At 71.7% G+C, this 16425-nt stretch carries 17 protein-coding genes; 10 read left to right on the top strand and 7 right to left on the bottom strand.

Translation table 11 applies throughout. From position 1 onward, the window contains the following. Positions 1-220: 220 nt before the first annotated feature. Entirely contained in the window at positions 221-1147 is a 927-nt protein-coding gene (mshD, locus tag AB0E07_RS05595) for a mycothiol synthase (RefSeq protein ID WP_362246724.1), read from the bottom strand. A 166-nt stretch (positions 1148-1313) separates the two neighbouring features. Here mshD and AB0E07_RS05590 point away from each other — a divergent pair, with 166 nt between their 5' ends. The 4 genes from AB0E07_RS05590 to AB0E07_RS05575 all read left to right on the top strand — a co-directional run bounded on the left by AB0E07_RS05590 (position 1314) and on the right by AB0E07_RS05575 (position 5554). Then, positions 1314-3134, top strand: a complete 1821-nt coding sequence (locus AB0E07_RS05590; protein ID WP_362246722.1) for a bifunctional metallophosphatase/5'-nucleotidase — start codon at positions 1314-1316, stop codon at positions 3132-3134. A gap of 242 nt (positions 3135-3376) precedes the next feature. Continuing rightward, positions 3377-3517 (top strand): hypothetical protein, encoded by a 141-nt coding sequence (locus tag AB0E07_RS05585; RefSeq protein WP_362246720.1) that lies wholly within the window; start codon positions 3377-3379, stop codon positions 3515-3517. A gap of 59 nt (positions 3518-3576) precedes the next feature. Continuing rightward, complete coding sequence (locus AB0E07_RS05580) at positions 3577-3717, top strand: hypothetical protein (protein ID WP_362246718.1); 141 nt, start codon at positions 3577-3579, stop codon at positions 3715-3717. An 88-nt stretch (positions 3718-3805) separates the two neighbouring features. Continuing rightward, positions 3806-5554: an ABC transporter ATP-binding protein gene (locus tag AB0E07_RS05575; protein ID WP_362246716.1), complete on the top strand. Its 1749-nt coding sequence runs from the start codon at positions 3806-3808 to the stop codon at positions 5552-5554. A 617-nt stretch (positions 5555-6171) separates the two neighbouring features. Here AB0E07_RS05575 and AB0E07_RS05570 read toward each other — a convergent pair. From AB0E07_RS05570 to AB0E07_RS05545, 6 genes are all read right to left on the bottom strand, one after another. Next, a complete protein-coding gene (locus AB0E07_RS05570; RefSeq protein ID WP_362246714.1) occupies positions 6172-7611 on the bottom strand; it encodes a HAMP domain-containing sensor histidine kinase in 1440 nt (479 codons plus the stop codon). After that, positions 7608-8342, bottom strand: a complete 735-nt coding sequence (locus AB0E07_RS05565) for a response regulator transcription factor (RefSeq protein ID WP_362246712.1) — start codon at positions 8340-8342, stop codon at positions 7608-7610. The genes AB0E07_RS05570 and AB0E07_RS05565 overlap by 4 nt, the downstream gene beginning before the upstream one ends. 80 nt (positions 8343-8422) lie before the next feature. Next, a complete protein-coding gene (locus AB0E07_RS05560) occupies positions 8423-8599 on the bottom strand; it encodes a hypothetical protein (protein WP_362246710.1) in 177 nt (58 codons plus the stop codon). An 11-nt stretch (positions 8600-8610) separates the two neighbouring features. Continuing rightward, positions 8611-9747, bottom strand: a complete 1137-nt coding sequence (locus tag AB0E07_RS05555; RefSeq protein WP_362246708.1) for a trypsin-like peptidase domain-containing protein — start codon at positions 9745-9747, stop codon at positions 8611-8613. 145 nt (positions 9748-9892) lie between these two features. Then, positions 9893-10915 carry a LacI family DNA-binding transcriptional regulator gene (locus tag AB0E07_RS05550; RefSeq protein ID WP_362246706.1) on the bottom strand — a complete coding sequence of 341 codons (1023 nt, stop codon included), beginning with the start codon at positions 10913-10915 and terminating at the stop codon, positions 9893-9895. 84 nt (positions 10916-10999) lie between these two features. After that, the gene (locus AB0E07_RS05545; protein WP_362246704.1) at positions 11000-11779 is read right to left on the bottom strand and encodes a response regulator transcription factor; all 780 of its coding nucleotides are present in this window, start codon (positions 11777-11779) and stop codon (positions 11000-11002) included. A 172-nt stretch (positions 11780-11951) separates the two neighbouring features. Here AB0E07_RS05545 and AB0E07_RS05540 point away from each other — a divergent pair, with 172 nt between their 5' ends. The 6 genes from AB0E07_RS05540 to AB0E07_RS05515 all read left to right on the top strand — a co-directional run bounded on the left by AB0E07_RS05540 (position 11952) and on the right by AB0E07_RS05515 (position 16420). Then, positions 11952-12815: an alpha/beta fold hydrolase gene (locus AB0E07_RS05540; protein WP_362246702.1), complete on the top strand. Its 864-nt coding sequence runs from the start codon at positions 11952-11954 to the stop codon at positions 12813-12815. Between the two features lie 54 nt (positions 12816-12869). Continuing rightward, positions 12870-13124, top strand: coding sequence for a MoaD/ThiS family protein (locus AB0E07_RS05535; protein ID WP_362246700.1), 255 nt, complete (start codon positions 12870-12872; stop codon positions 13122-13124). A gap of 3 nt (positions 13125-13127) precedes the next feature. Next, positions 13128-14237: a hypothetical protein gene (locus AB0E07_RS05530; protein WP_362246698.1), complete on the top strand. Its 1110-nt coding sequence runs from the start codon at positions 13128-13130 to the stop codon at positions 14235-14237. Positions 14238-14361: 124 nt separating this feature from the next. Continuing rightward, complete coding sequence (locus AB0E07_RS05525) at positions 14362-15096, top strand: DUF2993 domain-containing protein (RefSeq protein ID WP_362246696.1); 735 nt, start codon at positions 14362-14364, stop codon at positions 15094-15096. Positions 15097-15371: 275 nt separating this feature from the next. Next, the gene (locus AB0E07_RS05520; protein ID WP_350751515.1) at positions 15372-15452 is read left to right on the top strand and encodes an Ms5788A family Cys-rich leader peptide; all 81 of its coding nucleotides are present in this window, start codon (positions 15372-15374) and stop codon (positions 15450-15452) included. A gap of 122 nt (positions 15453-15574) precedes the next feature. Further along, complete coding sequence (locus tag AB0E07_RS05515) at positions 15575-16420, top strand: sulfurtransferase (RefSeq protein ID WP_362246694.1); 846 nt, start codon at positions 15575-15577, stop codon at positions 16418-16420. Positions 16421-16425 lie beyond the last annotated feature (5 nt).

The following is a 16425-nucleotide window of genomic DNA, read 5'->3' as shown; positions in this document are numbered from 1 at the left end:
CCCCGCGCCCCTGGCGCCGCTGCGCCGACGCCCTTCGGCCGGCGCAGCCGGCTGGGGGCGCGGGGAACTGCGCGCCAAGCCCCCACCCACCCGCAGCCGAGTTCGATGGACGCCGGCGCAGCCGGCAGGGGCGCGGGGAACGGCGCGCTCAGCCCCCACCCACCCCCACCCGACAGTCAACGCACACCCGCCCCCACCCACCCGCCAACCCAGCGGAGCGTCACGTCTCCGTGCGGTACATCAGATCCGTCTCGTACGTCACGAACCCCATCCGCTCGTACACCGACACCGCCGCCTTGTTGTCGGCATCGACGTACAGCATCGCCGTCCCCAGCCCCCGCTCCGCGAGATGCCGCAGCCCGATCGAGGTGAGCGCCTTGCCGAGCCCGCCGCCCTGCGCACCGGGCCGCACCCCGAGGACGTACACCTCCCCGAGCCCCTCCTCGGCGTGCACCTTCGTCCAGTGGAAGCCGATCAGCTCGCCCGCCCGCTCCGCGAGGAAGAACCCGGCCGGGTCGAACCACGGTTCGGCCTCGCGGTCGTCGAGGTCGCGCTGGGTGAGGGAGCCCTGCTCGGGATGGTGGGCGAAGGCCGCCGCGTTCACCGCGAGCCAGGCCGCGTCGTCCTGCCCGGGGACGAAGGTGCGTACGCTCACGTCCTCCGGAAGCCCCGGCTCGGGCAGGTCGAGACCGGCCAACGGCCGCCGCATCTGCCGCAGTTCGCGGAAGAGGGTGAGCCCCAGCACCTGGGCCAGGTGGCGGGCCGCCGAGTGCCCGCCGTGGGCCCACACCCGCAGCCGCTTGCCGGAGGCGGCGAGCAGCGCCGAGCCCAGCGCCCGCCCGTGCCCGTGCCCGCGGTGCGCGGGGTGGACGACGAGTTCGGCGGCCGGCGCCTCCACCGGATCGGTGTCCTCCAACTGGGCGTAGCCGACGAGTTCACCGTCCACGGTGAGCAGCAGATGGGAGACCCCCGCGCGGTCGCCTCCGCGCAACTGGAGCCGTCCCTGCTCGGACACCGCCTGCTGGCCGTCGGTCCGGGCGGCCTCGGCGAGCAGTGCGAGCACGGCCTCGGTCTGTTCGGGAGCGAGCGCGGAATGGGTCTCGATGGCGCGGGCCCCGCCGGGGCGTGCGGTGTCGTCGCTGGTCATGACTACGAGGGTAAGCCGAGGTCACGGAAGACCGGTGGCAAAAGGGAAACCAGGATGTAACCCGGAACCTCCTTCCGCGCTACGCGCGTTGACTCTAGGCTGCCGCCCGGGCACCACTGCCCTCTCATGTCTTCTTCCCCGCTCCATACGACTCACAGGGGGGCGTATGCCAGCCATCTCCCAGCGGCCGCAGCCCGGCCGCAGACGCCGTACGTATCTGGTCCTGACCGCCGCGGCGAGCCTCGCCACCGCCGGTGCGCTGGCCGCCGCGCTGCCCGCGACGGCTTCCGCCGACGCGGGCGACCGCAAGGGCGGCGGCCACTCGTACAGCCGCTACCAGGATGTCCAACTGCTGTCCTTCAACGACCTGCACGGCAACCTGGAGCCGCCGTCCGGTTCCTCCGGCCGGGTCACCCACCTCCACGAGGACGGCACCACCAGCACCATCGACGCGGGCGGTGTCGAGTACCTCGCCACCCACCTGCGCCAGGCCCGCGAGGGCAACAAGTACTCCATCACCGCGGCCGGTGGCGACATGGTCGGCGCCTCCCCGCTGATCTCGGGCCTGTTCCACGACGAGCCCACCATCGAGGCGCTGAACAAGCTCGACCTGGACGTCACCAGCGTCGGCAACCACGAGTTCGACGAGGGCTCCAAGGAACTGAAGCGCCTTCAGTACGGCGGCTGCCACGAGACGGACGGCTGCTACGTCGAAGGTCAGAAGTTCAAGGGCGCCGACTTCCCCTACCTCGCGGCGAACGTCCTGAACGAGAAGACCGGCAAGCCGATCCTCAAGCCGTACTGGGTGTGGAAGAAGAAGGACGTCAAGATCGGCTTCATCGGGGTCACCCTGGAGGACACCCCGGGCATCGTCTCCGCCGAGGGCGTCAAGGGCCTCAAGTTCAAGGACGAGGTCGAGACGATCAACAAGTACGCCAAAGAGCTCCAGCGCCAGGGCGTGAAGTCGATCGTCGCGCTGATCCACGAGGGCGGCGCCCCGGCCTCGACGGCGTACAACTACGACTGCGACGCGCCGGGCGCCGGTGACGGCATCTCCGGCCCGATCGTCGACATCGCCAAGAACATCACCCCGCAGGTCGACGCGCTGGTCACCGGCCACACCCACGCGGCCTACGCCTGCACGATCAACGACCCGTCGGGCAAGCCCCGCACGGTCACCTCGGCCGCGTCCTTCGGCCGTCTGTACACGGACACCACGCTGACGTACGACCGTTGGACGGGTGACATCAGCCGTACGGCGGTGAAGTCCGCGAACCACGTGGTCACCCGGGACGTCGCCAAGGCGACCGACATGACCGAGCTGATCACCAAGTGGAACACCCTCGCGGCGCCCATCGGCAACCGCGCGATCGGCTACATCTCCGGGGACATCCCGAGCACCGGCACCGAGTCCCCGATGGGCGACCTCATCGCGGACGCGCAGCTCGCCCACGGCAAGCAGCTGGACCCGGAGACCGACCTGGCGCTGATGAACCCGGGCGGCGTGCGGGCCGGACTGACCTACGCGGCCAAGGCCAGTGAGGGCGACGGCGTGGTCACCTACGCCGAGGGCTTCACCGTCCAGCCCTTCTCCAACACGGTCAACCTCCAGGACTTCACCGGAGCCCAGCTGATCACGGTCCTCCAGGAGCAGGTCAGCGGCACCAACCTGGCCTCCCCGAAGATCCTCCAGCCGTCCTCCGGCCTGACGTACACGCTGGACCTGACCAAGACCGGCGCCGACCGTGTGGTGACGGACTCGATCAAGCTCAACGGTGCCGCGATCGACCCGGCGGCCACCTACCGTGTCGCGACGAACAGCTTCCTCGCGGGCGGCGGCGACGGCTTCACCACGCTCGGCCAGGGCACCAACGACCTGGTCGGCGCGGACGACCTGACCGCGCTGGAGCGGTACCTCACGGCCAACTCCTCGGCCACGAGCCCGATCGCGCCTCCGGCCGCGAACCGGATCACGATCATTCGCTGAACCCCTGCTCGCCCCGAAGGCGGTGTCCGGTCGACCGACCGGGCACCGCCTTCGGCGTTCCGGAATTCCCGCCCTAAGTTCTGTGTGAACAGGGGAATGGTTCCTGGGTGCGCCTGAAAAATCGACTCAGTCGCATTTCATGGAGGTCTAACCGGAATTGGCGAATTTCGGTTTCCGGGTCCCGTAGTGTTTTGCATGTCGAAGCGAACGACACCGAAGAAAACGACACGGAGGAGAATCCGATGAGCTTCCACAAGATCGCCCCGGTGAAGAAGACCCGCAAGTCCGCCGCCCCCGCGCCGAAGAAGAACACCAAGAAGACGGCGCGCAAGCAGGTCGGGCAGGCCACGCAGCAGCGCCGCCCGGTGTCCCGCCAGGGCTGAGCACGCCCCCCGGATAAACCCCACGTAATCCGCACCTGATAAACAGGGAGGGAATTCCTGTGAGCTTCCACAAGGTCACCCCCGTCAAGAAGAACAGCAAGACCGCGCCCGCCCCGAAGCGGCAGGCCGCGAAGAAGGGCCCGCAGCAGCGCGCGAATGCCACGTCGGCGCGGCGCCCGGTCGGCAACAAGAACTGCTGACGCACGCCCGGGAGGCGGGGCCATCGGACCGGAAACGGACCGGCGGCCCCGCCTCCGGCATGTCCGGCACCACGACGAGGGAGACACGATGAAGGAAGTCCGCGCGGCGTTCGGGCGGTACTGGCCACTGACCCGCGGCGACCGGGGACGGCTGGCCGTGATCCTGGGCTGCGTGATGGCCTCGGCCCTGGCCGAGACCGCCTCGATCCTGCTGTTCGCCCGGCTCACCGACCATGCCCTCCAGGCCGGTTCGCTCTCCGCCTTCTGGGGGCCCGCCGGCGCCTGGCTGGCCGTCGCCGTCCTCGGCGCGCTCGTCGGCTACCTGGGCAACTCGCTCGCCGTCCGGACCGCCGAGGCGTTCGTCCTGCGGCTGCGCGCCAGGGTGTTCCGGCACATCCAGGACCTCCCGCCCGACTTCTTCCAGCGGCACCGCCGGGGCGACCTGGTCGAACGTCTCACCGGCGACGTCGAGGCCATCGAGCAACTGGTCGTCTCCGGTGTGGTGGGGACCTTCTCCGCGGTCTTCTCCGCCCTCTTCTACTCCGTCGCCGCCCTCTGGCTGCGCTGGGACCTCGCCCTCGCCACCTTCGTCCTCGCCCCGCTGTTCCTGCTGGCCGCCCGCCGCTTCGCGGGCCGCGTCAAGAAGGCCGCGCAGGACGAGCGGGTCGCCGACGGCGCCATCACCTCCGTGGTGGAGGAGTCCCTCGGCAACGTCCTGCTGACCCAGACGTACGACCGCCGGGCGGACGAGGAGCGGCGCCTCGACCGGGAGGCCCGCGCATGGCTGCGGGCGTCCGTGCGCGGCGCCCGGCTCACGGAGCTGTACGAGCAGTTCGTCGAGGTCGCCGAGACCCTGTGCGTGCTCGCCGTCATCGGGCTCGGGGTCTGGGAGATCTCCGCGGGCCGCATGACCCTCGGCCAACTGCTCGCCTTCGCCGCCTTCATCGGCTACCTCTACCCGCCGGTCCGCAGCCTGGGACAGCTGGGCCTCACCCTCACCGCGGCGACCGCGGGCGCCCAGCGTCTGGGCGAGATCCTCGACGCGCGGCCGGCGGTCACCGAACCCGTCGCACCGGCCCGGGAGTGGCCCGTGCGCGGGCAGGTCACCGTGCGGGGCGCCGGGTTCCGCTACCCCGGCTCCGGCCGGACCGCCCTCACCGACGTGTCCTTCACCGCGGGCCCCGGCGAACTCGTCGTCGTCACCGGCCCGAGCGGCGCGGGCAAGTCCACGGTCGCCAAGCTGCTCCTGCGCCTGTACGACCCCACGGCCGGTGTGCTGAGCCTGGACGGGGTGCCGCTGACCGCACTGCCCCTGCGCTTCCTGCGCGAGAACGTCGCGCTGCTGCCGCAGGAGACGCTGATCCTGCGCGGGACGATCCGGGAGAACATCGCCTGCGGCCGCCCCGGCGCCACCGACGCCGAGACGGAGGCCGCCGCCCGGTCGGCCGCCGCCCACGACTTCATCACCGAACTCCCCGACGGCTACGACACCGTCGTCGCCCCCGGCACCGCCGCCCTCTCCGGCGGCCAGCTCAAACGGATCGCCATCGCCCGCGCCATGCTCCGCGCGGCGCCCGTGCTGATCCTCGACGAACCGACGGCCGGCCTGGACTCGGTCTCCGCGCGGAAGGTCGTCCAGCCCCTGCGCCGGCTCATGGCGGGCCGCACCACGATCGTCATCACCCACGACCTGAGCCTCGCCCCCGACGCCGACCGCGTCGTCGTCCTCGACGGCGGCCGCCTGGTGGAGACGGGCACCCACGACGAACTCCTCGCACACGGCGGCACGTACGCGACCCTGGCGACCCCCGTCCCGGAGGCCACCGTGCCCGTGTGACGCGCCCCCGGCACCCGGAAGGCCACCGGCCGAACACCGGTGGCCTTCCGCGCGTCCGGCGGCAACTGCACGCGGTGCCCCGGGCGGTGGTGCGTCTTCGGCCGCGTACCGGGGGGCGGCCTTCCGGGCGCCCAGCCCGGCCGCGACGCCCCGAGCAACCCCTGTCCTGGAGGGCCACCCTCCCCTTGTGACGCGCCCCCGGCACCCGGAAGGCCACCGGCCGAACACCGGTGGCCTTCCGCGCGCCCGGCGGCAGCCGACTGCGATGCCCCGGGCGGTGGTACGTCCTCCGCATACCGGGGGCGGCCTTCCGGACGGCGCCCTGCCCGACCACGACACCCCGGGCAGCCCCCGTCCCGGGCTTCCCCTCCCGCGTGACGCGCCCCGGAACCCCGGAAGGCCGCCGGGCCGTATGCCCGGTGGCCTTCCGTGAGCCTGGGAGGGTCGCGGACTGGGGTGCCGGGCGTGGCCGGACGGCTTCGGCCCCGGCCACCCCCGGTCGCGGAGGCCCGCTTCCCGCGCGAGGGGCCCCGGCACACCGGAAAGGCCCACAGGAAAGGCCCACCGGCCGGACGCCGGTGGGCCTTTGTGGGTCTGGCCGCGGGGCCGGTCGCCGGCTACGGCGCCTCGGGTGGCGGGACGGGGGCGCCGGGCAGGCGTACGGTCGCCACCGTGCCGCCGCCCTCGGCCGGGGACAGGGCGACCTCGCCGCCCGCCTGGTGCACGGTGCGCGCCACGATGGACAGGCCCAGACCCGAGCCGGGCAGGGCGCGTGCGTCGGGGGAGCGCCAGAAGCGGTCGAAGACGTGCGGGAGTTCCTCGGTGGGGATGCCCGGACCGTGGTCCCGGACCGTCAGCACGCCGTCCGCGAGCCGCACCTCGACGGTGCCGCCCTCCGGGCTGAACTTCACCGCGTTGTCCAGGATGTTGACGATCGCCCGCTCCAGGGCCGACGGCTCGGCGCGGACGTACCAGGGCCGCAGGTCGGCCGTGATCGTCAGCTCGGGGCCGCGCAGCCGGGCCCGGCGCAGGGCGGACTCGATGGTGTCCTCCAGGGCGATCACCTGGACCCGCTCGCCCCGCTGGCCCTCCGAGCGGGACAGTTCCTGGAGGTCGCCGATGAGCGCGGCCAGCTCGGTCATCTGGGCCTTCACCGAGGCGAGCAGCGCCTTGCGGTCCGCCGGGGGGATCGGGCGGCCGGTCTCCTCGCTGCGGGTGAGCAGTTCGATGTTGGTGCGCAGGGAGGTCAGCGGGGTGCGCAGCTCATGTCCGGCGTCCGCGATCAGCTGCTGCTGGAGCTCGTGGGAGCTGGCCAGCGCGGAGGTCATCGAGTTGAACGACCTCGACAGCCGGGCCACCTCGTCCTCGGCGTCCTCCGACACGGGGATGCGGACGCTCAGGTCCTCCGTCCTGGCCACGTGCTCGACGGCCTCGGTGAGCTTGTCGACGGGCCGCAGCCCGGCCCGCGCGACGGCGAGCCCGGCGGCTCCGGCGCCCACGACTCCGATGCCGGAGACCAGGAGAAGGATGAGGGCCAGGTCGTTGAGGGTGTCCTGGGTGCTCTTCAGGGGCATGGCGACGACGAGTCCGAGTTTCGGGCCGGCTTCTCCGTCCCGGGTGACCGTGGTGAGCGGGCGGGTCAGCACGCGCACGTCGGTGCCGTCGGCGGTGGTCCCGTTGCGGAAGTAGACCTTCTGCGTGTCCCCGCTCTCGATCGCCTCCCTGTCGGCGTCCGTGACCTTCACCTCGGAGGAGGAGCCTTCGAGGAGACAGACGGTGCCGTCCTCCTGGACCACCTGGGAGTAGTTGCGGAAGACGTTGCCGGCGTAGGAGGGGGTGTCGGTGCAGTTGGCGAGGGCGCTCTGCAACTGCGCCGGCATGCGCATCGACGACGCCCGGGTCAGGTCCCCCTCCAGCTGTTCGTACAGTTTCCCCTGCACGATGAACCAGCACGTCACCGAGACCGCCGCCACCGCGAACGCCACCGCCGCCGCCACCAGCAGCGACAGCCGCGCCCGGATCGGCAGCGCGCGGAACCCGCGGAACAGCTTGCTCACTCGGCGCCGCCCTGTCGGAGCACATAGCCAACCCCGCGGACCGTGTGCACGAGGCGCGGCTCGCCGCCCGCCTCGGTCTTGCGGCGCAGGTACATGACGTAGACGTCGAGGGAGTTCGACGACGGCTCGAAGTCGAAGCCCCAGACGGCCTTGAGGATCTGCTCACGGGTGAGGACCTGGCGCGGGTGCGCCATGAACATCTCCAACAGCGTGAACTCCGTGCGGGTCAGCTCCACCGGGCGCCCGGCCCGGGTCACCTCCCGGGTCGCCAGGTTCATGCGCAGGTCGGCGAAGGTGAGCGCCTCGTCCTCCTCGGTGGCGGCCGAGGCCGCGGCCGCGTAGGAGCTGCGCCGCAGCAGGGCCCGTACCCGGGCGAACAGTTCGTCCAGTTCGAAGGGCTTGACGAGGTAGTCGTCGGCGCCGGCGTCGAGCCCGGTGACCCGGTCGCCGACGGTGTCGCGGGCGGTCAGCATCAGGATCGGGGTGGTGTCGCCCGCGCCGCGGATGCGCCGGGCGGCGGTCAGTCCGTCCATGCGGGGCATCTGGATGTCGAGGACGACCAGGTCCGGGTGGTACGCGGTGGCCTTCTCCAGGGCGTCGGCGCCGTCGACGGCGACCTCGGTGTCGTAGCCCTCGAAGGCGAGGCTGCGCTGGAGGGCTTCGCGCACCGCCGGCTCGTCGTCGACGATCAGGATGCGCTGGGGGTCACGGTCGCCATCGGCGGGGCTCATGGGCTTCGGGTTCCTCGGTGCGGGGGACGGGTCGGCACATTCAGCCTCGCATGTCCGCGACGGGTGCGGTCAGAGGCGGGTCAGGCGCGGGCCGTCGTACGGCGGCGGGCGCGGCGGGCCGTGGTGCGGCCGACGGGGCCGGTGGCCAGCTCGGGGGCGCGGGCGGCGGGGGCGTGCAGCTCGTACGCGACCTCCAGGGCGAGCGCGAAGCTCGCCGGGTCGGTGTCGGCGGCCGTACGGGAGACCTGCTTGATCATGGCGTGCCCCTTCAGCTCTGGGAGCCCGAACGCAGCTTGGCGAGGTCGGACTTGACGGTGTTGATCGGAATGGCGAAGCCGAGGCCGACACTGCCGGCGTCGGAGGAGGACGAGGCCGAGGAGTACATCGCGGAGTTGATGCCGACGATGTTGCCGTTCATGTCGATCAGCGCGCCGCCGGAGTTGCCGGGGTTCAGGGACGCGTCCGTCTGGAGCGCCTTGTACGTCGTGGTGGACGAGCCGGTGTCGCCGTTGAACTGCTGGCCGCCGAACTCGAACGGCCAGCCGCCGCCCTGCTGCTGTTGCTGTTGCTGCTGGCCCTCGTCGGTGGAGACGGTGACGTCGCGGTCGAGCGCCGAGATGATGCCGCTGGTGACGGTGCCGGTCAGGCCCTCGGGCGAGCCGATCGCCACGACCGTGTCGCCCACCTGCACGTTGTCGGAGTCGCCGAGGCTCGCGGCCGTCAGTCCAGAGGCGTCCTGGAGCTTGATCAGCGCCAGGTCCTTGCTGCTGTCGGTGCCGACGACCTCGGCGGTGTACTCCTTGCCGTCGCTGGTGGTGACCTTGATCGAGGAGGCGCCGGAGATGACGTGGTTGTTGGTGACGATCTCGCCGTCACTGGTGATGATCACGCCGGAGCCGGTGGACTCGCCGGAGTTCGAGGTGGCGCTGATCTCCACGATGCTCGGGCTGACCACCGAGGCGATGGCCGCGATGTCGCCCTTCTTGCTGGAGGGCACCACGCTGGTGGTGGTGCTCGCGGCGACGGTGTCGCTGCCGGTCAGCTCCTGCACGGCGTAGGCGGTGCCGCCGCCCACGGCCGCGGCGACCAGCGCGACGGCGGCGAGCAGGGCGACGGGTCCCCGGGTGCGCTTCCTGCGCGGTGCCTCGCCGGAGGGTGCGGGGGTGAGCGGTGCGGTGCCGCCGCCGTCGCCGTCACCGGCGGCCCAGGCGGTCTGCGCCGGGGCGGGCTCCTGCGCCTGCTGGTGGTGGACCGGGGCGGGCTCCTGCACCGGCGCGAACGCCGGCGGGGGCGGCCACTCCGGGTTCACAGGAGTGGAGGCGTGGTGCTGCCGGCCCTGGTACGGGTCCTGCCGGCCCTGGTACGGGTCCTCGTACTCGCCGCTGCGGCGGAAGCTCTCGGTCATGGAACAGAGCTTGTCCGCCGACGATGAGAGCTCCCTGAGTGCTCCCTGAGAAGCCCGGCAGAACCTCGTATGCCCGATGTAAAGGCCGTTCCGGGCGTGGGGTGGGCCCTCTCAGGAGGCGTTCACGAACCGTGGCGGGAGGGGCTCACGGGCAGCCGCAGGACCGCCGGGTCACCAGCTGGGACGGGAACACCTTGAGCCGTTCGCGCCGGGATCCCGCGACCCGCAGACCGTCGTCCAGGACCAGGTCCACCGCGGCCCGCGCCATCGCCGAGCGGTCCGAGGCGATCGTGGTCAGCGGCGGGTCCGCCAGCGCCGCCTCCTTGATGTCGTCGAAGCCCGCCACGGCCAGCTCGCCCGGCACGTCGATGCGCAGCTCGCGCGCGGCCCGCAGGACACCCAGCGCCTGGTCGTCGGTGGAGCAGAAGATCGCCGGCGGCCGGTCGGGGCCGGCGAGCAGGTCCAGCGCTATCCGGTAGGCGTCGTAGCGGTTGTAGGGCGCCTCGAAGAGCTTGCCCTCGGAGCTGATCCCGGCCTCGTGCAGGGCGCGCCGCCAGCCCTCGACGTGGTCGGAGACGGGGTCGCCGACCGAGGGGGTCTCCGCGGTGCCGCCCATGCAGGCGACGTAGTCGTAGCCGTGCTCCAGCAGGTGGCGCACGGCGAGCTGGGCTCCGCCGAGGTCGTCGGTGACGACGGCGACGTCGTCGATCGCCTCGGGGCGCTCGTGCAGCAGCACCACCCGGGCGTCCCACGCCTCGATCTCGGCCGCCGCCAGGTCGTTCAGCGCGTGGCTGACCAGGATCAGACCGGAGACCCGCATGCCGAGGAAGGCGCGCAGATAGTGGACCTCGCGCTCGCCGACGTAGTCGGTGTTGCCGACGAGGACCATCTTTCCGCGCTCGGACGCGGCCTGTTCGACCGCGTGCGCCATCTCCCCGAAGAAGGGCTGGCGCGCGTCCGGGATGATCAGACCTATGAGGTCCGTCCGGCGCGAGGCCATGGCCTGGGCGACCCGGTCGGGCCGGTACCCCAGCTCCTTGATCGCGGCGAGAACGCGCTCGCGCGTGGCCGGGGCGACCGGCCGGGGTCCGTTGTTGATGACATAGCTGACGACGGCGGTGGAGGTACCCGCCAGCCGCGCCACATCATCCCTGGTTACCTTGGCCACGCGCGGAGTCTACGCGGATGGACCCGCTCTGGGCAGGGCGTGCAGAGGCTTGCCTGAGCCCCGCCCGAGCGCTGCCGGGATCCGCTAGGCGTCCGCACTGACCTCGACGCCGTCCAGGACCGCCGTCTCGTCCGTATCTTCCGCCTTTGCGCGGTCGGCCTTGGCGCGGGCCTCCTCGGCGGAACGGTCGCCCTTCTCGGGCGTAACGAATCGATAACCGACGTTCCGGACGGTACCGATCAGCGACTCGTGCTCGGGGCCGAGCTTGGCGCGCAGCCGTCGTACGTGCACGTCGACGGTGCGGGTGCCGCCGAAGTAGTCGTAGCCCCAGACCTCCTGGAGCAGCTGGGCGCGGGTGAAGACGCGGCCCGGGTGCTGCGCGAGGTACTTCAGGAGCTCGAACTCCTTGAAGGTGAGGTCGAGGACCCGCCCCTTGAGCTTGGCGCTGTAGGTGGCCTCGTCGACGGAGAGGTCGCCGTTGCGGATCTCCATCGGGGAGTCGTCGTTGACGATCTGCTGGCGGCCCATGGCCAGGCGCAGCCGCGCCTCGACCTCGGCGGGGCCGGCGGTGTCCAGCAGGACGTCGTCGATGCCCCAGTCGGCGGTGACGGCGGCGAGGCCGCCCTCGGTGACGACCAGGATGAGCGGACAGCCGGGTCCGGTGGAGCGCAGCAGCTGGCACAGGCTGCGCACCTGCGGCAGATCACGGCGCCCGTCGATCAGGATGACGTCGGCGCCCGGGGTGTCGACGAGCGCGGGGCCTTCGGCGGGGGCCACTCGCACGTTGTGCAGGAGCAGGCCGAGGGCCGGAAGCACCTCCGTCGACGGCTGGAGGGCATTGGTCAGGAGCAGCAGAGAACTCATACGTCTGGTTCCTCCTCGGTCCCTGCGAGGACGTTTGCGGCACAGCGGCATTGCTCTGCGATCCCGGGGCCCGTACACCCGCGGTTTCCCGCGTCGTATACAACGCTTCCGAAAGCACAAAAGGACCCGGGGGCTTCGCTGCCCGAGTCCTCTGCCCAGGAGAATAGCCCACATGAGGACTGATCCGGCAGGTCGTGTGGCGCGTTCGACGTCTGTTCCGAATTCTGAGACGAACAGACGTACCCCTATCCGGACGTTTCTGCGCACGGACGACGGGGTGACGATCGATTCCGTATACGAACCGGGTGCGGTCGTATACAACACCGGAATTCCATCCACCGGTGGTCCGGCGTTCGTGATCGCGCACGGTTTCACCGGTGATGTGGACAAGCCGCACGTGCGCCGGGTCGCGGAGGCGTTCGCCCAGTACGGGAGCGTGATCACCTTCTCCTTCCGGGGCCACGGACGCTCCGCCGGACGGTCCACGGTGGGCGACCGCGAGGTGCTCGACCTGGCCGCCGCCGTGGCCTGGGCGCGGGAGCTCGGGCACTCACGCGTAGTGACGGTGGGCTTCTCCATGGGCGGCTCCGTGGTGCTGCGCCACGCGGCCCTGTACGGGCCGGAGCACGCGGGGCGCACGGGGGCGCAAACGGACGCGGTGGTTTCGGTGAGTGCCCCCGCGCGTTGGTACTACCGGGGGACGGCCCCTATGCGCCGGGTCCACTGGCTGGTAACCCGCCGCGAGGGCCGCCTGGTGAGCCGCTACGGACTGCGCACGCGTATCCACCACCGCGGGTGGAGCCCGGTCCCGCTCTCCCCGGTGGACTCGGTGCCGTTGATCGCCCCCGTCCCGCTGCTGATCGTGCACGGCGACCGCGACGGCTACTTCCCCCTCGACCACCCCCGGATGCTGGCCGACGCGGCCGGTGGGCACGGCGAACTCTGGCTGGAACCGGGCATGGGGCACGCCGAGCACGCGGCCGACGACGGGCTGCTGGCCAGGATCGGGCGCTGGGCCGTCGGCCGGGCGGGCTAGCCTGGGCCCGTTGACAGCCGAAGGACGGTTGACGCCGAAGGACAGAGGAACGGGATGGCAGAGGTCACGGTCCGCTACTGGGCCGCCGCGAAGGCCGCGGCCGGAGTGGATGAGGAGCCGTACGCCGCGGACACACTCGCCGAGGCGCTCGCCGCGGTGCGCGAGCGGCACCCCGGCGAACTCACGCGCGTGCTGCTGCGCTGCTCGTTCCTGATCGACGGTGACCCCGTGGGCACCCGCGGACATGAGACGGTACGCCTGGCCGACGGCGGCACGGTCGAAGTGCTCCCGCCGTTCGCAGGAGGGTGAGCGATGACCAACCAGCCGTACCAGGGCGGCTACGACGCCTACGACCCGTACGGGCAGCAGCAGCCACAGCCACAGGCGCAACAGGGGTGGCAGGGGTACGAGGACCCGCAGGCCGCCCAGCAGTACACGCAGCAGTGGCAGGGCCAGACCTGGGAGACCCAGGTCCAGCCCCCGGTCGCGGCCGCGGAGACGGCGTACATGCCCCAGCAGGGCTACGAGCCGTACGCGGCGGGGTCACCGCAGGCCCCTGAGCCGTACGCGGCCGCGCCCCCGCAGGCTCCTGGGCCGCAACCGGCCCCGGTCCCGCCGGCCGCGCCCGAGGAGTCGGGCTACGGTCCGGCGACCCTCGGCGGCAACGCTCGCGTCACCGACGCGCAGCGGGCCCGTCTGGAGGGCCGTTCCCCGATCATCGAGCCGGGCATGCAGCCGGCGGCGCTGACCGCGGCGCTCGGCCTGCTGCTGTCGGGCACGGCGGCGGTCGGCACCTACGCGCTGCTGGTCCCGCTGGTCGTGCTCCAGGCGGTCACCGCGGCCGGCTGGTTCCGGCTGAACGGCATGTGGCCGGCCCGCCAGGGCATCGCGCTGGCCTTCGCGGGCGCGCTGACCGCGGACGTGGCCCTGCTCGCCTCCGACCGGGCCCCCTCGGCCATCCTCGGCACGCTGGGCGTCTGGGTCCTGCTGGCCCTGGTCCTCCAGCTCCGTTCGCACGCCGACCCCGACGAGCGCATGTACGGCCTGATGGCGACCGTCGCCTCGGCGGCGCTGGCCATCGTGGCGTCCGGCTACCTCGCGGCGGAGGCGGACGCGGTGACGGTGGGCGCGGCCGCGGTGGCGGTGGCCCTGCTCGCCCGTGCCCTGCCGCTGCCGACCGCGGCGTCCGTCGTGGTCTCCGTGCTCGCCGCGGCGGGCGCGGGCATCGCCGTCGGCGGGATGACGGACGTCGGCTCCCAGGGCGCGCTGCTCGGCGCGGCGGCCGGGGCCTCGGCCCTCATCGGCCACCGGGTGGCGAGCTACGACTACCCGTCGAGGTTCGTCCACTTCACGGCCGGCGTCGCCCTCCCCCTCGCGGCGGCGGCACCGGCGGTGTACGTCCTGGGCCGGGCTCTGGGCTAGACCTTTCACCGGTCCGCGTGTCACAGGTGATCGACAGTTCGGCGGACCGGACGCCATCCGGGGTTACGCTCCCCCGATGGCGGCCGGCCGGTCGTCGTCCGACCGGGTGGGGGAAGTCCGAAACATGCGCGCACTGCGGATCCTGCTGATCGTCACCGTCGTCCTCGGTGGTCTCTTCGTGCTCGCCGACCGGCTCGCCGTGGGCTTCGCCGAGGACGAGGCGGCCGAGAAGCTGCGGACGACCGAGAACCTCGCCGCCACCCCCGACGTGTCCATCAAGGGCTTCCCCTTCCTCACCCAGCTCGCCGGGGGCGAACTGGACGACATCGAGGTCGGCATAGACGACTACGAGGCCACGGCGGGCGACGGCGAGACCATCCGCATCGACGGGCTCAGGGCGAACATGAAGGGCGTGCGGTTCTCCAACGGCTTCAGCTCCGCCACCGCGGACACCGCCACCGGCACCGCCTCCATCGGCTACGCGGAACTCCTCAAGACCGCCCAGTCCGAGGACACCGAGGTCGGGCCCGGCGTCACCGCCCATGTGGTGGGGCTCTCCGACGGCGGCAACGGCCGGATCAAGGTCGCCGTGGAGGCCACCGTCCTCGGGGTGAAGCTCCCCAACCCGGTCCACGTGCTCAGCTCGGTCACCGTGGAGGGCGACACCGTCAAGGTGCACGCGGACTCCCTGCCCTCGTTCGGCGGCGTCGACATAGCGGAGTCCCGGGCGCGCGGCATCACCGACTTCGAGCAGCGGATCGACGGTCTGCCCGGCGGCATCGAGCTGGACAAGGTCGAGGCGGCGAAGGACGGAGTGGAGATCACGGTGCGGGGTTCGGACGTCCGGCTCGCGGGGTAGTACGGCCCTTGGCGCACGTCGGGGCGGCTTCGGGGCGCCCCGGTGCGAGCAACCGGTGTGAGCCTCGGTGCCTCGGTGTGAGCCTCGGTGTGAGCTTCGGTGTCCGAAAGGCGAGACGCCGCTGTCCGCACCGTAGCTGTGACGGCGGCCGCATCGCCCCGGAAGCCCTGCGGCGACGGCTTCGAGGGCCCGCCGGTCCCACATCCCGGACGATCGCGTCTCAAAATGCGACACGCCGGTGACATGCGCGCCTGTCCCTCCCTACGATCGCAGGTATGAAGCGACAGGCGGATCTCACGAAGCGGCGGGCAGTAGACCTGTGCCGCGTCGCCGCCATGCTCTGTCGCCCCTTCTGAGCGAAGAGCACCGACGCCTCGCATTCCCCCGCCCTGCCCAGGGCCTTCGTGCGCCGTCCGCACCCGGACCGCGCGCCCCTCTCACTTGCACGCCCCGCCGCAACTGCCCCGGAGGAGAAAGCATGAGCCGCAGCGACGTCCTGGTCGACGCCGACTGGCTCCAGGAGCACCTGGACGACAGCAACATCGCGATCGTGGAGGTGGACGAGGACACGTCCGCCTACGAGAAGAACCACATCAAGAACGCGATCCGCATCGACTGGACCAAGGACCTTCAGGACCCGGTCCGCCGCGACTTCATCGACCAGGAGGGCTTCGAGAAGCTCCTGTCGAAGAAGGGCATCGCCAACGACACGCTGGTGATCCTCTACGGCGGCAACAACAACTGGTTCGCGTCCTACGCCTACTGGTACTTCAAGCTCTACGGCCACGACAGCGTCAAGCTCCTCGACGGCGGCCGCAAGAAGTGGGAGCTGGACGCCCGCGAGCTGGTCGCCGGCGACGAGGTCCCCGAGCGCGCGGCCACCGAGTACAAGGCCAAGGCACAGGACACCTCGATCCGTGCCTTCCGCGACGATGTCGTGGCGGCCATCGGCGCGCAGAACCTGGTCGACGTGCGCTCGCCCGACGAGTTCTCCGGCAAGCTGCTCGCCCCGGCCCACCTGCCGCAGGAGCAGTCCCAGCGTCCCGGCCACGTGCCGAGCGCCCGCAACATCCCGTGGTCGAAGAACGCCAACGACGACGGCACCTTCAAGTCGGACGACGAGCTGAAGGAGCTGTACGCCGAGGAGCAGGTGGACCTGGCCAAGGACACCATCGCCTACTGCCGCATCGGTGAGCGCTCCGCGCTGACCTGGTTCGTCCTGCACGAGCTGCTCGGCGTGGAGAACGTCAAGAACTACGACGGCTCCTGGACCGAGTACGGCTCCCTCGTCGGCGTGCCGATCGAGCTCGGCGCCAACAAGTAAGACCA

This window comes from Streptomyces sp. NPDC048002, assembly GCF_040653275.1.
Classification (GTDB): Bacteria; Actinomycetota; Actinomycetes; order Streptomycetales; family Streptomycetaceae; genus Streptomyces.
The sequence above is the reverse complement of the archived record's forward strand: the minus strand, read 5'-3'. Positions and strand labels throughout refer to the sequence as shown.

Coding starts and splice junctions, on each gene's coding strand:
- mshD (WP_362246724.1), bottom strand. CDS start 1,147: ATGACCAGCGACGACACCGCACGCCCCGGCGGGGCCCGCGCCATCGAG.
- AB0E07_RS05590 (WP_362246722.1), top strand. CDS start 1,314: ATGCCAGCCATCTCCCAGCGGCCGCAGCCCGGCCGCAGACGCCGTACG.
- AB0E07_RS05585 (WP_362246720.1), top strand. CDS start 3,377: ATGAGCTTCCACAAGATCGCCCCGGTGAAGAAGACCCGCAAGTCCGCC.
- AB0E07_RS05575 (WP_362246716.1), top strand. CDS start 3,806: ATGAAGGAAGTCCGCGCGGCGTTCGGGCGGTACTGGCCACTGACCCGC.
- AB0E07_RS05565 (WP_362246712.1), bottom strand. CDS start 8,342: ATGAGCCCCGCCGATGGCGACCGTGACCCCCAGCGCATCCTGATCGTC.
- AB0E07_RS05560 (WP_362246710.1), bottom strand. CDS start 8,599: ATGATCAAGCAGGTCTCCCGTACGGCCGCCGACACCGACCCGGCGAGC.
- AB0E07_RS05555 (WP_362246708.1), bottom strand. CDS start 9,747: ATGACCGAGAGCTTCCGCCGCAGCGGCGAGTACGAGGACCCGTACCAG.
- AB0E07_RS05545 (WP_362246704.1), bottom strand. CDS start 11,779: ATGAGTTCTCTGCTGCTCCTGACCAATGCCCTCCAGCCGTCGACGGAG.
- AB0E07_RS05540 (WP_362246702.1), top strand. CDS start 11,952: ATGAGGACTGATCCGGCAGGTCGTGTGGCGCGTTCGACGTCTGTTCCG.
- AB0E07_RS05535 (WP_362246700.1), top strand. CDS start 12,870: ATGGCAGAGGTCACGGTCCGCTACTGGGCCGCCGCGAAGGCCGCGGCC.
- AB0E07_RS05530 (WP_362246698.1), top strand. CDS start 13,128: ATGACCAACCAGCCGTACCAGGGCGGCTACGACGCCTACGACCCGTAC.
- AB0E07_RS05525 (WP_362246696.1), top strand. CDS start 14,362: ATGCGCGCACTGCGGATCCTGCTGATCGTCACCGTCGTCCTCGGTGGT.
- AB0E07_RS05520 (WP_350751515.1), top strand. CDS start 15,372: ATGAAGCGACAGGCGGATCTCACGAAGCGGCGGGCAGTAGACCTGTGC.
- AB0E07_RS05515 (WP_362246694.1), top strand. CDS start 15,575: ATGAGCCGCAGCGACGTCCTGGTCGACGCCGACTGGCTCCAGGAGCAC.